Origin of the sequence: Rhizobium sp. BT03, from assembly GCF_030053155.1 — a bacterium.
In the GTDB taxonomy this organism is placed as follows: Bacteria; Pseudomonadota; Alphaproteobacteria; order Rhizobiales; family Rhizobiaceae; genus Rhizobium.
This window is the reverse complement of the sequence record NZ_CP125640.1, coordinates 1632109-1645644: the sequence shown is the minus strand read 5'-3', so window position 1 is coordinate 1645644 and position 13536 is coordinate 1632109. Positions and strand designations below refer to the sequence as shown.

General features: G+C 62.0%; 11 protein-coding genes. 2 read left to right on the top strand and 9 right to left on the bottom strand.

Annotated features, from left to right (window positions below; all coding sequences use genetic code 11):
• Positions 1–14: 14 nt before the first annotated feature.
• On the top strand, positions 15–1229 hold the full coding sequence (locus tag QMO80_RS08195) for an MFS transporter (RefSeq protein ID WP_283199621.1): 1215 nt from the start codon (positions 15–17) through the stop codon (positions 1227–1229).
• Between the two features lie 518 nt (positions 1230–1747).
• Here QMO80_RS08195 and QMO80_RS08190 read toward each other — a convergent pair.
• From QMO80_RS08190 to QMO80_RS08165, 6 genes are all read right to left on the bottom strand, one after another.
• Entirely contained in the window at positions 1748–2887 is a 1140-nt protein-coding gene (locus QMO80_RS08190; RefSeq protein WP_283199620.1) for a PAS domain-containing sensor histidine kinase, read from the bottom strand.
• Positions 2887–3675: an alpha/beta fold hydrolase gene (locus QMO80_RS08185; RefSeq protein ID WP_283199619.1), complete on the bottom strand. Its 789-nt coding sequence runs from the start codon at positions 3673–3675 to the stop codon at positions 2887–2889. The genes QMO80_RS08190 and QMO80_RS08185 overlap by 1 nt, the downstream gene beginning before the upstream one ends.
• A gap of 87 nt (positions 3676–3762) precedes the next feature.
• Positions 3763–4275: a GXWXG domain-containing protein gene (locus tag QMO80_RS08180; protein WP_283199618.1), complete on the bottom strand. Its 513-nt coding sequence runs from the start codon at positions 4273–4275 to the stop codon at positions 3763–3765.
• A 166-nt stretch (positions 4276–4441) separates the two neighbouring features.
• Complete coding sequence (locus QMO80_RS08175) at positions 4442–5005, bottom strand: biotin transporter BioY (RefSeq protein WP_018245071.1); 564 nt, start codon at positions 5003–5005, stop codon at positions 4442–4444.
• Between the two features lie 24 nt (positions 5006–5029).
• Complete coding sequence (locus tag QMO80_RS08170; protein ID WP_283199617.1) at positions 5030–5638, bottom strand: energy-coupling factor transporter transmembrane protein EcfT; 609 nt, start codon at positions 5636–5638, stop codon at positions 5030–5032.
• Positions 5638–6312 carry an energy-coupling factor ABC transporter ATP-binding protein gene (locus QMO80_RS08165; RefSeq protein WP_283199616.1) on the bottom strand — a complete coding sequence of 225 codons (675 nt, stop codon included), beginning with the start codon at positions 6310–6312 and terminating at the stop codon, positions 5638–5640. Before QMO80_RS08165 ends, QMO80_RS08170 begins: the two co-directional genes overlap by 1 nt.
• 328 nt (positions 6313–6640) lie before the next feature.
• On the opposite strand from QMO80_RS08165, the gene QMO80_RS08160 reads away from it, so the two are divergent.
• Positions 6641–7831: a winged helix-turn-helix domain-containing protein gene (locus QMO80_RS08160; RefSeq protein WP_283199615.1), complete on the top strand. Its 1191-nt coding sequence runs from the start codon at positions 6641–6643 to the stop codon at positions 7829–7831.
• Between the two features lie 99 nt (positions 7832–7930).
• Here QMO80_RS08160 and ribB read toward each other — a convergent pair whose 3' ends face one another.
• The 3 genes from ribB to QMO80_RS08145 all read right to left on the bottom strand — a co-directional run bounded on the left by ribB (position 7931) and on the right by QMO80_RS08145 (position 13466).
• Positions 7931–9034: a 3,4-dihydroxy-2-butanone-4-phosphate synthase gene (gene ribB / locus QMO80_RS08155; RefSeq protein ID WP_283199614.1), complete on the bottom strand. Its 1104-nt coding sequence runs from the start codon at positions 9032–9034 to the stop codon at positions 7931–7933.
• 9 nt (positions 9035–9043) lie between these two features.
• Entirely contained in the window at positions 9044–10141 is a 1098-nt protein-coding gene (gene aroC, locus QMO80_RS08150; RefSeq protein WP_283199613.1) for a chorismate synthase, read from the bottom strand.
• A 151-nt stretch (positions 10142–10292) separates the two neighbouring features.
• Positions 10293–13466, bottom strand: a complete 3174-nt coding sequence (locus tag QMO80_RS08145; protein WP_283199612.1) for an EAL domain-containing protein — start codon at positions 13464–13466, stop codon at positions 10293–10295.
• Positions 13467–13536 lie beyond the last annotated feature (70 nt).

Sequence of the window (13536 nt, the reverse complement as noted above, 5' to 3'; positions counted from 1 at the left end):
TTGGAGCGATCGCCATGACCGGCATCGAGCATGTCCTCAATCCTTCGCGCACGAATTTCGGAGCAGCGGCTAATGGCTGGCGCTTTGCCGTCATCGCGCTGATTTCCTTCCTGACATTGGTTGATCTCTTTGCGGCTCAGGCGATCCTGCCCGCGCTTGTCGAGAAATTCCAGGTCAGCCGCGCCGCCATGGGCTTTGCCGTCAATGCCAGCACTTTCGGCATGGCCGTCGCCGGGCTTGCCATAGCCTTCTTCGGTCGTAGGATCGATCGCCGTAGCGGTATCTGGATCAGCCTTGCGCTGCTTTCACTTCCCACGACAGCTCTCGCCTTTACCGATGATCTGACGGTTTTTGCCGTCCTCCGTATCGTCCAGGGCCTTTGCATGTCGGCAGCCTTCACGCTGACCATTGCCTATCTATCGGAACACTTCTCGCCAGCCCAGGCGGCAGGCGCCTTGGGAGCCTATGTCACCGGCAATGTTGCGAGTAACTTCTTTGGCCGCATCCTCTCCGCCGTCGTAGCCGGTTTCGGTGGGCTTGAAATCAACTTCCTCACCTTCGCGGCCCTCAACATCGCGGGCGCGCTGCTTGTCCGGCTCACCCTCAAAAAGACGTCGGCCGTGATGCGGACCAGCGATGACGGGTCATTCGATATGCGCCGCTGGACTTATCATTTCGCCGATGGTGAGTTGCGCCGCGTCTTCGCGATCGGCTTCCTCATCCTTTTCGTCTTCATCGGAACCTTCACCTATGTGAATTTCCAACTCGTGGCTCTCGGCCTGTCGCCGATGACGCTCGGCCTCGTTTATCTGGTATTCCTGCCGTCGATGCTGACCACGCCGATGGCAGGCAAGCTCGCGGTCCGAATCGGAGCAAAACTCGGGATCATCTCGACGCTTGGGCTCGCCATTGTCGGCCTCGCGGCGCTTCTGAGTGTCAGCTTGACTTTGGTGTTGGCCGGACTGGCGTTTGTGGCAATAGGGACATTTCTCGCCCAGGCGATCGCCACCGGATTGGTTGGCCGACGTGCGGTCACGGACAAGGCAGGCGCCAGCGGAATTTACCTCGCGTCCTATTACACCGGGGGTCTCGCAGGCAGCCTCATCCTCGGCCAGATCTATGATCACATGGGCTGGCCAGCCTGTGTCGGCATCCTCGTCGCAGCGCTGCTTGCTGCCATCGTGATCGCCCTTCCCATCGGCTCAATGCCCGGTCCATCCCGGCGATGATCCAGGGTCATCGAAACGCACATCGAACGGCCTCTCCATGTTCTCATTGATCAGTCGACGGACGATTCGGTGAATGCGGTCCTTGCCCGCTGATGCAACAGCCCACGCTTGACGTGCCCCAGGATGTCATGAAAGTTTCATATTCAGGCTATTTTCGAGAGCGAGAAAATAATCTACTATTTTAATCGGGAAACAAGATTTCCTGAAACAAACGAAGGAGACTGATTGAGTATATTTCTTATGACTACCATGCTTATCGCAGGCTTTGTCCTGTTTGCCCTGATCACCGGGGCAGCACGAGGGCGCACTGCTCAGACCACCGCAAACACCAAGCGTAGGTCGGGCAGTTCAGGAAGCTCCGGCGATGGAGGTGGAGGCTGGTTCGACGCCTCAGGCGACTGTGACGGCGGTGGCGGAGATGGTGGAGGAGGAGACTAAATCAAACTGAAATCGATAGAATGCCCGACCGCCTCAAGGCGGTTTTTTGTTGCCCGGATTCCGGCGCGGCTGTGCCCCGGTCAATCCAAGGGCATCACAAAGGTGAAGCGTGTCTCGTTGTCACCGGAACTGACCGTGATCGCCCCGCCATGGGCGCGGGCGATTTCCGAAGCGATATACAAACCCAGCCCCAATCCTCTTTGAATTGTGCCGGCTTCGCCTTTGAAGAAAGGCTGGAAAAGCCGTGCCATCGCATCGCTGGAAATAGGAGCGCCGCCGTTGGCGATCCAGAGCTCCAGTCTTCCGTCGACGGTTGCCGCAGATAGCCGCACCGGTTCGTCCGGCGTCCCATGGGTCAGGGCATTTCCCAAGAGATTGGACACCAGCTGGCCAATCCGGCTGCTGTCGCAACTTATAGGGCCGTCTAATTCGATGCTCACCTCAATCCTGCGGTCGAGGTGACTATAGCGGAGTTCTTCGATGACCTGCCGCAGGATCGGCTCGAGCTCCTCCGCTCGCCTGTCGAGCACGATGCCGCCACCCAATCGTGCACGCGCGAAGTCGAGGACATTGTCGATCAGACCAGACATGCGAACGACGCTGCCCTGCATCAAATCGAGAACTTTAGTCGAGCGATCGGTCTGCTCTTCCTTTCGCAACATACGCCCCGCAGCGGCAATCGAGGCAAGCGGGTTGCGCAGGTCATGCCCAAGGATGGCGATGAACTGCTCCCGCAACTCGGCGGTTTGCTGTTCGAAGTTGAGCTGGGATTTGACGATGGCACCGGCCGTGTCTGCCGCCGCGCGCGCTTCGACCAGCTCCCGTTCATAACGGCGACGCTCGGCAGCCTGGAACATCGTCACACGGGTGAAAAGCAGGGCACCGTCTTCTGCACGTCTTTCCATGGCATTGGCGAGCACAGGCAGTTTTCTGCCGTCCGCCGCCACAAGATCGAGGGCAACCTCGTTGAAAAACCCTTGCATGCGCAGCAAAGGCGCAAAATGGGTTTCGTAGAATATACGGCCCGAGGTGTTGAGGAGGTCGTGAAGTCGTTTGCCGAGGAGTTGCTCGGCAGGGATGCCGATCCAGGTCGACAGCGTTTTGTTCACCTTGACGATGCGCCCGTCCGGCTGCAGCGAGAGATAGCCGCATGGCGCGTTTTCGTATAAGTCCTCAAGGTCTTCCGCCGGCATGGAGATCTGCGTGTCGGGACCGCTCATTAGACGAACCGCCGGATTGCAGAGATGACCTCGTCGGGAGCGCTGAGGTTAGGGCAGTGGCCACTTGCGTTGAGCACGACCAATTGACTATTCGGGACCTGCTGATGGACGAATTCGCCGACCTCTTCGGAGGCGATGATATCATCGCGGCATTGAAGGACCAGCGTTCTGGCGGTGACCCGGGCAAGGTCGCGGCGATTGTCTGAGGTGAAGGTCACCCGCGCGAATGCCTTGGCGATCTCAGGATCGGTGCGGCAAAAACTATTTGTCAGCTCTTCGCTAAGTTCCGGTCGATCCGGATTGCCCATGATGGCGGGCGCCATGGCGGCAGACCACCCCAAGTGATTGTCGTCCAACGATGTCAGGAGTTCGTCTATCTCGGCCGCGCTGAAGCCGCCGATATAGTCATCGTCGTTGATATAGCGCGGCGACGGCCCGACAAGGATCAGGCTTTCAAACAGGTCCGGTGCCTCCAGCGACGCGATGACGCCAATCATCGCGCTGACGGAGTGCCCGACGAAGACTGTTTGCGTCAGGCCAAGCGCGCGGCAAATTTCCACGAGGTCATCCGCATAACCAAACAATGAAGAATACTTTCCGGCATCATAAGCCGTGAGATCGGATCGTCCCGCGCCAACATGATCGAACAGTACTGTCTTGAAGTCGCCTTCAAAAGCCGGAGCTACGAAGCGCCACATATTCTGGTCGCACCCGAATCCATGCGAAAAGATCATCGCACGCTGGCCATCGCCCCGGACTTGAACATGATTTCGATCGATGACGGTCATCTCGTCCTCTTCCCTGCTTTCATAGCATGTTCAGCCTGTTTTGGATTGAGGAAAGATTATCCAGGCGCCAGGCGTTTGCTGCATACCTCAGTCCGTCACTTTCCGGAGCTTGAAGAAGAATCGCCGAGGGTCGTCGCGCACACACATCATTCCGGCAATCTCGTCATCGTCAATCCTCCGGAAGTAGTCCACGATCGGCTGTTTGTCGTAGATCATCGCAGCCGTTTCGATACCGTCAAAGGCCTGAAGCCGTAACGAAGCGGTCGTGCCTCTCGCTCGAAGCATCTTCTGCAGGTAGGAGAACCAGCTGCGCGCGACGAATGTCCGGCCAAAGGGCGCCATCTTGATCGCCAGCCTGATGGGTAACAAGCTTGGCTCCAGCGCCACCAGTCGGCCCGGTCTCCACGTGAAGAGCAGGGCGTCCGCCCGCATGTCGGAATGGAAGCGCTTGCCAAACCAGTTAAGATTCTCGAGCACGCCGTCCAGTGGATGATCCGACGGAATGCCGACGCCGCTCCAGAGGCCGACCATGTCCTTCGGCTGGACAGGATCCAGCGACCGGAACCAGGCAGTCATCTCCTCCTGCTGGTCGCCTCGCATGATTTCTCCTTCACGGATGTTCGTTGCGACAAATGAAAAGAAGGTTTGGAAGTTCCCGCATTCATCCGGACCGGAAGCGACTTCTGGTGAAGGGCTCCATGTCTTTAAGCGCAACGGCCCCCGAAGGGGCCGTTGGGGTATTCACCAGACAAGGCCGGTCTATGCGTCAGGCGCGCGACGGCAGCAGGGGATAGCCGACCATGACGGCGCGGCCAAGCAGGGCTGCGACGAAGGCCTTGATCACGTCGCCGGGAATGAAGGCCATCGAGCCGACGAAGGCTTTCGTGAAGCCGAAGCCGGCGACGGTGGCGAGATAGGTGATGCCGAAAGCGTAGAGCACGACGATGCCGCCGGCCATGGCGGTGAGGAAGAAGCTCACCGTCTGCACTAGGCCGGATTGCTGTTCGTTGACCAGCCGTTCGCTGAGATAGCCGGTGACGAAGGCGGCAAAGATCCAGCCGATCAGGAAGCCGGCCGTTGGCGACGCGAAGATGGCAAGCCCGCCGCGGCCGCCGGAAAGCACCGGCAGGCCGATCGCGACCAGAACCAGCACGATCAGCACGGCAATCGCGCCGCGCCGGGCGCCGAGCACGACGCCGGCCATCATGACGCCGAGGGATTGGGCGGTGATCGGCACCGGAATGAAGCCGAGCGAGATCGGCGGCAGCAGGCCAAGCGCCACGATGATCGCGGCAAAGAGGGCGGTAAGAACGAGGTCGCGAGTGCTCATCATGAATTCCGTGTTTATCAATCGTTAACTCACATGCCGCCGAATTCCGCGCGCGTCAATCGCCGCGGCGATATTATCCGCATCCTTAAGGGTCAGGATGATCAGCGGCGCAAGCAGCGTCGTCGGCCGGACCTTCAGCCCACGTGCCTTATGCGCCTCGCGGATCGCCTGATAACGGCCGACGATCTCCGGCACGAAACGCAGCACCAGCCCCAGCGCCAGGCCGATATCGTCGGCCTGCACCCAGCCGGTGCGTTCGAGCGGGCGGGCAAGCGCCGTCACCTCGTCGATGAACTCGGTGATCGACGTCGTCGCCGTCACGGTGGCGGCAAGCAGCATCAACGCCGTCAGCCGCAGCACCGGCACGAGTGCCGCCTGCCAGGGATTGAAGAGGAGATTGAAGAGCGCCACGACCGCAATCGTCAGGAAGACCGGCCGCAGCCGCCGCAGGCCCTCGCCGAGCGGCAGGCCGGTGGTGCGGTAGAGAACCGCCGTCAGCACCACCAAGCCGGAAAGCAGGGCGATGTTCTGGCTGATGAACAGCACGATGCCGAAGACCGCAAGCGACACGAGCTTGACCCGCGGCGAAAGCCGGTGCATCGGGCTGTTGCCTTCGACATAGAGCGACTGCATCAGGCGGCGATCTCCCTGTAGCGGGCGATCGCCTCAGCCGCCGGCGCATCGGCGGCGAGCCGCCCTTCATGAAACAGCAGCACCCGTTCGAAATCGGCGATCAGATCCAGATCATGGGTGATGACGATGGCGCTTTCCGGCAGCCCGGCGATAATCCGCTCGACCAGCGCCCGGTTCTTCAGGTCGAGCTGGTTGGTCGGCTCGTCGAGAATGAGAATGCCGGGCCCCGTCACCAGCACCGAGCAGAGGGCCGCCACCTGCAGCTCGCCGCCGGAAAGCTCGTGCGCCCGGCGGTCGGCGAGCGCTTCGGCCCCGAAGCGGGCGAGCACGCCATCGACCTTCGCCTCGATCTCCGCCTTGCTGAAACCGTGCCGCTTCAGCCCGAAGGCGATGTCGTCCCGGACGATCGGCAGGATGATCTGGTTCTGCGGCGACTGGAAGATGAAGCCGACGTCGACTGCGGCAGCCTTCTCATCGGCCGTGTCGCGACCGTTGACGGTGACGCGACCGACCGTCGGCTTGGTCAGCCCGTTGATCAGCCGCGCAAACGTGGTCTTGCCCGAGCCATTGAGCCCGATGACGCCGATGCGTTTGCCGCTGATGCCGAGCGTCAGCGGCTCCAGCGCCACCCGCGTTCCGAATCTGACCCCGGCACCTTCGAATTCTATGTCCAACCCAATCCCTCGCATCTTTCATCGGAGGAGATTGCCGATGCCGGCCCCTCATCCGCCTGCCGGCACCCCACCGGGGTCGAGCCACGCGTCTCGACCCGTCCTTCGGACCCCCGTAAACGGGGCGAAGGGACCATGCCGCGACCTCTCCATTCCCCACCAGCCTCTCGCAGGGCACGTCCCCTCTCCCCGCGAGCGGGGAGAGGGTTAGGGTGAGGGGCAGCCGCTGGCGCAACCCGACAGCAGCGCTTCTATACGGGTAAGCGAGGGTGATGAAGAGCAAATCGCTATATCGGGTGGCTAGGAAGATTTTCCGCGCTATCATGCATCCATGACGAATCTGCTCTCCAATGCCGACGCTCGCCGTGTCTTCCTTGCCAAGCAGGGATTGAGCGCGCCGCCGAACCGCGCCCTGACCAAATCAGGCCTGCTGCAGCTCATCCGTGAGTTGGGTTTCGTCCAGGTGGACAGCATCCAGACGGTCGAGCGGGCGCATCACCAGATCCTATTTTCGCGCAATCAAACCTACAGGCGCGAGCACCTGACCGCGCTGCTCGAAAAGGACGGCACGCTGTTCGAGCACTGGACCCATGACGCCTCGATCCTGCCGAGCGCCTTCTTCGTCTATTGGAAACACAAGTTCCGCCATCAGGAGAAGGTCATCGTCGAGCGCTGGCGCAAATGGCGCGGCGAAGGCTTCGAGGCGGCCTTCGCGGAGACTTATGAGCGCGTGGAGCGCGACGGCGCGATCCTGGCGCGTGACATCAAGGCCGACGGCCATGTTTCCGGCGGCTGGTGGAACTGGCATCCGAACAAGACGGCGCTCGAATATTTCTGGCACACCGGCAAGTTCGCCATCGCCGGCCGCTCGAACTTCCAGAAGATCTATGATCTCACCGAGCGCGTCATTCCGGCCGAATTCCGCGAGCCGGAGGTGAGCCGCGAGGAATTTATCGACTGGGCCTGCCGCAGCGCGCTCAGCCGCCTCGGCTTTGCCACCCATGGCGAGATATCGGCCTTCTGGAACCTCGTCTCGCCTGACGAGGCCAAAGCCTGGGTCGCCGCCCATCGCGACGAACTGATCGAGGTGCTGATCGAACCGGCGCTCGGGGTCAAGCCGCGCCCCTCCTGGGCCTTTGCCGATTTCCTCTCGACGCTCGACAATTACCCCGGCGCCCCGCCGCGCATCCGCGTGCTCAGCCCCTTCGACCCGATGATCCGCGACCGCAACCGCACCGAACGCCTGTTCGGCTTCTTCTACCGCATCGAGATTTTCGTGCCCGAGCCGAAGCGCGAATATGGCTATTACGTCTTCCCGCTGCTCGAAGGCGACCGGCTGATCGGCCGCATCGACATGAAGGCCGACCGGAAGAAATCGACGCTCGACGTCAGGCGGCTCTGGCTGGAACCGGGCGTGAAGGCAGCAGTGGGGCGGCTGGAGCGGCTGGAAGCGGAGTTGGATCGGGTGGCGCGGTTTGCGGGCGTGGAGAAGGTGGTGTTGCTGGAGGGGTGGAGAGGGTAGTCGAACTTCGTTCGATATATCTGCTCGTACCGACGAGAAAGGGACCGAGACGGCGCCACAATTCCGCTTCTCCCCGCTGGGGAGAAGGGAAGTCTCCCCTCAGCAAATCTCCGTCTTGCTGATCTTGATCCCGAAACCTTCCAGCCCGACATAGTGGCGCTCGCGGCTGGTGAGCAGCTTGATCGAGCTGACGCCGAGGTCCTTGAGGATCTGGGCGCCGAGGCCGATTTCCAGCCATTCGCTGTCGCGCGTCTGCGCTTCGGCATGGGCTTCGCGGCCCTGGTTGCGGGCCTTGCGGCCGTTGTCGTGGTGGCCGACGCCGACCGAGCCCTCGCGCAGATAGACGATGACGCCACGGCCTTCCTCGGAAATCTTCTTCATGTAGAAATCGACCGGGCTGTTCTTGCCGAAGAGATCCTCGGCGACATTCTCCGGATGCAGGCGCACCGGAATGTCGACGCCGTCGCGGATATCGCCGAAGACGACGGCAAGATGCTGCATCGGGTCCCAGGGCAGGGCATAGGTATGGGCCTTGGCCTTGCCGAAGGGTGTGTCGATGTCGAAGCTGGTGCCGTGCTCGACCAGCGTTTCCTTGCGCTGGCGATAAGCGATGAGATCGGCGACGGAGACGAGCTTCAGCCCGTGCTGCGCGGCGAAATCGACCACCTGCGGGCCACGCGTGACCGTGCCGTCATCATTGACCAGTTCGGAGATGACGCCGATCGGCGGCAGGCCGGCAAGCTTGCAGAGATCGACGGCCGCTTCCGTATGGCCGGAGCGCATCAGCACGCCGCCTTCGCGCGAAACCAGCGGGAAGATATGGCCGGGACGGACGAAATCGGCCGCACCGACATTCGGATTGGCGAGGTTGCGCACCGTCAGCGTCCGGTCGTCGGCGGAGATGCCGGTCGTCGTGCCGTGCTTGAAATCGACCGAGACGGTGAAGGCCGTCGTGTGGGCCGAATCGTTTTCCGCCACCATGGCGTTGAGGTTGAGGCGCTTGGCCTCCTCCTTCGGCATCGGCGCGCAGACGATGCCGGAGGTGTGGCGCACGATGAAGGCCATTTTTTCAGGCGTGGTATGGACGGCGGCGACGATCAGATCGCCCTCGTTCTCGCGGTCATTGTCATCCATGACGACAACGATCTCGCCGGCCTCGAAGGCCCGGATGGCGTCGACGACGCGCTTCTGATCATAAGACATGGGGCGCTCCTATTTCAGACGGCCGGTCTGGCCGCGGTCGCGAAGATAATGGTCGGCGACGGCGCAGGCGACCATCGCTTCGCCGATCGGCACGGCGCGGATGCCGACGCAGGGGTCGTGCCGGCCCTTGGTGCGGACATCGACATTCTTGCCGTCGGCATCGATCGACTGGCGTTCGGTCAGGATCGACGAGGTCGGCTTGACGGCGAAACGCGCCACAACAGGCTGTCCGGTCGATATCCCGCCGAGAATACCGCCGGCATTGTTGGAAAGGAAGATCGGCACGCCGTCATTGCCCATGCGCATCTCATCGGCATTGTCTTCGCCCGAGGTTTCGGCGGCGGCAAAACCATTGCCGATCTCGACGCCCTTGACGGCGTTGATCGACATCAGCAGCGAGGCGATGTCCTGGTCGAGCTTGGCATAGATCGGCGCGCCGATGCCGGCGGGCACGCCTTCTGCGACCACTTCGACGACGGCGCCGATCGACGAGCCCGTCTTGCGGATGCCGTCGAGATATTCCTCCCAGACCGGCACGATCGCGGCATCGGGGGAGAAGAACGGGTTCTGCTCGACCTGATCCCAATCCCAGTTGCGCCGGTCGATCTTGTGTTTGCCGATCTGCACCAGGGCGCCGCGCACGGTCACACCGGGCACGACGAGGCGGGCGATGCCGCCGGCGGCAACCCGTGCTGCGGTCTCGCGCGCCGAGGAACGGCCGCCGCCGCGATAATCGCGGATGCCGTATTTCAGGTCATAGGTAAAGTCGGCATGGCCGGGGCGATATTGCCGGGCGATCTCGCCGTAATCCTTGGAGCGCTGGTCGGTGTTTTCGATCAGCATCGAGATCGGCGTGCCTGTCGTCGTCATCGTCTCGCCGTCGGCGTCGAGCATGACGCCGGAGAGCACCTTCACCAAGTCGTCCTCGCGCCGCTGCGTCACGAAGCGCGACTGCCCGGGCTTGCGCTTGTCGAGCCAGACCTGCAGGTCCTCGAGCTTGAAGCGCAGCCCCGGAGGGCAGCCGTCGACGACGCAGCCGAGCGCCGGACCATGGCTTTCGCCCCAGGTGGTTACGCGGAAGAGGTGACCGAATGTATTGTGCGACATGTGTTCCCACGGTGGCGCGCTAAAGCCGGTCGCGCCATTGCTTGAAAAGGCGCGACACTCATAGGCCAAAAAGCCATCGAGGCAAAAGCCTTTCTTTGCGTCAAACCGGCAGCGGCCGAAATGCTGTTCCGTCCATATCGAAGGAAGGCGGTCAGGACGCCAGCCGCCATCCCGTTCCTGTGGCCTCGGTGGTGAAATCCTCGAAGGAGAGCGGCCGCGAGAAGGCATAGCCCTGCAGGATATCGCAGCCGAGATCGCGCAGCAGTTCGGCATGGGCCGCCGTCTCCACGCCTTCGGCCACCGTCTCGACGCCGAGCGAGCGGGCAATGTCGATGATCGAGCGGACCAGCGCCCGCTCCTGCGTGGCGCCGACGATCGGCTGCACCAGTTGGCGATCGATCTTCAGCCGCTTCGGCTTCAGCTTCAACAGGCTGACGATCGACGTATGGCCGGTGCCGAAATCGTCGATCTCGATATCGATACCGAGCGCCTTGATGCGCTCGAGATTGTGCGACGCGACATCCTCGCTCTCATCGAGGAAGATCGATTCCACCAGTTCGAAGGAAAGTTCGCCGGGACGGATATGCAGATCGGCGAGCGATTCCAACAGGCTGCCGTCATGCAGCCGCCGCGCCGAGACATTGACCGAGACCTTGGGCACGGCAATGCCCAGCGCCGTCCAGCGCATCCTGTCGCGCAGCGCCGTTTCCAGCACGATCCGGTCGAGCATCTGCACGACATTGATCTCGTCGGCGATGCGCAGGAACTTATCGGGCGCCAGCCACCCCTTGGACGGATGCTTCCAGCGCACCAGAGCCTCCACCCCGGTCAGCTCCATCGTCCGGGCGGAGAATTGCGGCTGATACCAGGCGGTGAATTCGCCATTGTCGATGCCGGCGAGGATCTCGTCGGCGGTGCGTTTGGTGTTGATGATATCGGCCTGGAGATTGTGGTTGAAGAATTCGAAGCGGTTGCGGCCCATGCTCTTGGCGCGGTAGAGGGCGATATCGGCATTGATCAGCACCTTGCGCGCATCGACATGAATGCCGTTGGCAAGCGCGATGCCGATCGACACGCCGCAGCGGCAGGCAAACCCCTGGAAATCGATCGGCTGGCGCATCTCCTCGATGATCCGCGTCGAAAGCTCCGCCATTTCCGCGTCGCCGACATCGACGGCGAGGATGACGAATTCGTCGCCGCCGATGCGCGCGACGATATCGCTGCCGCGGACATTCTTGGCGAGTACCTTCGAGGCATGCACCAGCATCGCATCGCCGGCGGCGTGGCCGAGCGTGTCGTTGATCTCCTTGAAGCGGTCGAGGTCGATGTGCAGGATTGAGAATTTCTGCCGCTGCCGGCGGCCGTCATTGGTCAGCTCTTCGAGGGCGATGTCGAGTTTGCGGCGATTGGCGAGCGCGGTCAGCGGGTCGTGCAGCGAATTGTGCTCGATCCGGTTCTTGGCAAGCTCGAGCTCGATATTCTTGGCGACCGCCTCGTCCTTGGCCGCCTTCAGCCGGATCGTCATCAGCACGTCTTCGGTGGCATCGAAGGCGATGCCCATGATCTTCATCTCGCCGGCCCCCGTCTGGTGGACCTTGCCGACCGAGCGGACATAACGCACCGTGCCGTTATCGACGATCACCCGGCAGACGAGGGTGTGGGTATCGCCGTTCTTCTTGAAGTGGCGCGCGCTTTCGAGCGCCAGCCCCCGATCCTCGGGGTGGATGCAGCCAAGCCAGGTCTCCTCGGTCATGAAGCCGTTGCGCGGCGCAAGCCCGTAGAGCTCGTGCATGCGCTCGTTCCAGATCGAGCCGCCCCGGTCGGGCCGCGCTTCCCAGATGCCGCATTGATAGGAATTGAGCGCCAGATCGAGCCGGCTCGACAGTTCGGCGAGCTGCCCCTCGCGGCTGGAAAGCTCTTCAAGCGCCAGCTCCAGCTCGGCATTCTTGACCTCGCTCATGTCTTTCGCCTTGCGCAGCGTGTCGGTCGTCTCGGCATCGGCGGTCACGTCCCAGACGATGCCGATCGTCTTGCTGACGCCGCCGGCATCCGTATAGAAGGCGCCGACCGAGCGGAGATGCCGGATCCCGCCATCGGCAAGCAGGATGCGGTATTGCGCCGTGCAGGTAGTGCCGGCAATGCTGCAGCTGAAGAAATGCACTTCGGCGATGTCGCGGTCCTCGGGCAGGATGGCCGCCAGCCATTCGTCGAGCGCCCGGCTGCCCTCCTGCGCCGGCTTGCCGTGCAGGGCCGCGGCGCGCGCATCCCAGAGCAGGCTGCTCGAATGATCCTGCAGTTCCCAGATACCGATATTCGAGGATTCCAGCGCCAGATCGAGCCGCTGCGACAGTTCCTTGAGTTTCGTCTCGCGCATCTCCAGCTCGGTGATGTTGCGATTGCGCTCGCCGAGCAGGAGGGTCGCGAAGAAGATCGGGATGATGATGATGCAGCCGGCGGCAAGGACGATCAGTCGCAGCTCGGTTCGGTTTTCCGGTATCGCGTTCCAGCCGCTGTTGGGGACGACGGAGAGTTCCCACTTGCCGCCGGCAAAGCCGATCTTCTGGCGCATCGGATCCTTGTCGTCGATCTCGGACGACCCGAAGAAGGGCGCTGTTGTCGCGGCCCTCGCCGGTGAGCCGATATCCCGGATGGCGATCGAAAGATGGTTGAGATGCGGAAAACGTTCCCGGTTCTCGCGGTCGCGCGCCGGCATCAGCCCGGTCGCCTCGTAGAACATCTGCTGGTCGATGACGAGCTCGACCGCCCCCCAGAGCCGCCGTTGGCCGTTCTCCTTGACGAAAACCGGGAAGAATATGGCAAAGCCGTCCCGGCCGTCGATGCTGACAGGGCCATAGAAGCGCGCCGACTGATCGCCGGCCGCCGGCGTCATTGCCTGGCGTGAAAACAGCGTTGCGCGCACGTCGCGGCCGATCTGCTCATTGCCGGGTAGCCTGGGATAAATGTTGTCGATGATGAAATCCGGTGCGACGGCGATGTGAATGAAGGACGGATTCTGGATCAGCAGCCAGTTGATCTGCCGCTCCATCTCCTCTCCGTTTGCGGCGCTGACGGAGATCAGATTGGCAAGGTCGCGGACCATGCTGAGGTCCATATTGATCTCAGCCATCACCCGGGCGCGAATGAGGTTCGCCTCGCTTTCGGTGCGGATATGAAGTTCGCGCACATAAGATTGAGTATTGGCCCGGTCGAGGCCGAAGCCGACCATGATGACGACAAGGGCGACAAGCGACGAAACCAGAAACGAGACGCGGGTATTCTTCAACACGCGCCGTAACTGCTTGTTGTCGCTCAGCCTGGATAACAAAATGAAACCCTCAAATTCCGGGTAACTTTAGGGCGCGGGGGTTAATTTACGATTGCCCGCAGGCGATGCC

Coding starts and splice junctions, on each gene's coding strand:
- QMO80_RS08180 (WP_283199618.1), bottom strand. CDS start 4,275: ATGCGAGGCGACCAGCAGGAGGAGATGACTGCCTGGTTCCGGTCGCTG.
- QMO80_RS08185 (WP_283199619.1), bottom strand. CDS start 3,675: ATGACCGTCATCGATCGAAATCATGTTCAAGTCCGGGGCGATGGCCAG.
- QMO80_RS08195 (WP_283199621.1), top strand. CDS start 15: ATGACCGGCATCGAGCATGTCCTCAATCCTTCGCGCACGAATTTCGGA.
- QMO80_RS08190 (WP_283199620.1), bottom strand. CDS start 2,887: ATGAGCGGTCCCGACACGCAGATCTCCATGCCGGCGGAAGACCTTGAG.
- QMO80_RS08170 (WP_283199617.1), bottom strand. CDS start 5,638: ATGCAGTCGCTCTATGTCGAAGGCAACAGCCCGATGCACCGGCTTTCG.
- QMO80_RS08175 (WP_018245071.1), bottom strand. CDS start 5,005: ATGAGCACTCGCGACCTCGTTCTTACCGCCCTCTTTGCCGCGATCATC.
- ribB (WP_283199614.1), bottom strand. CDS start 9,034: ATGTCTTATGATCAGAAGCGCGTCGTCGACGCCATCCGGGCCTTCGAG.
- aroC (WP_283199613.1), bottom strand. CDS start 10,141: ATGTCGCACAATACATTCGGTCACCTCTTCCGCGTAACCACCTGGGGC.
- QMO80_RS08160 (WP_283199615.1), top strand. CDS start 6,641: ATGACGAATCTGCTCTCCAATGCCGACGCTCGCCGTGTCTTCCTTGCC.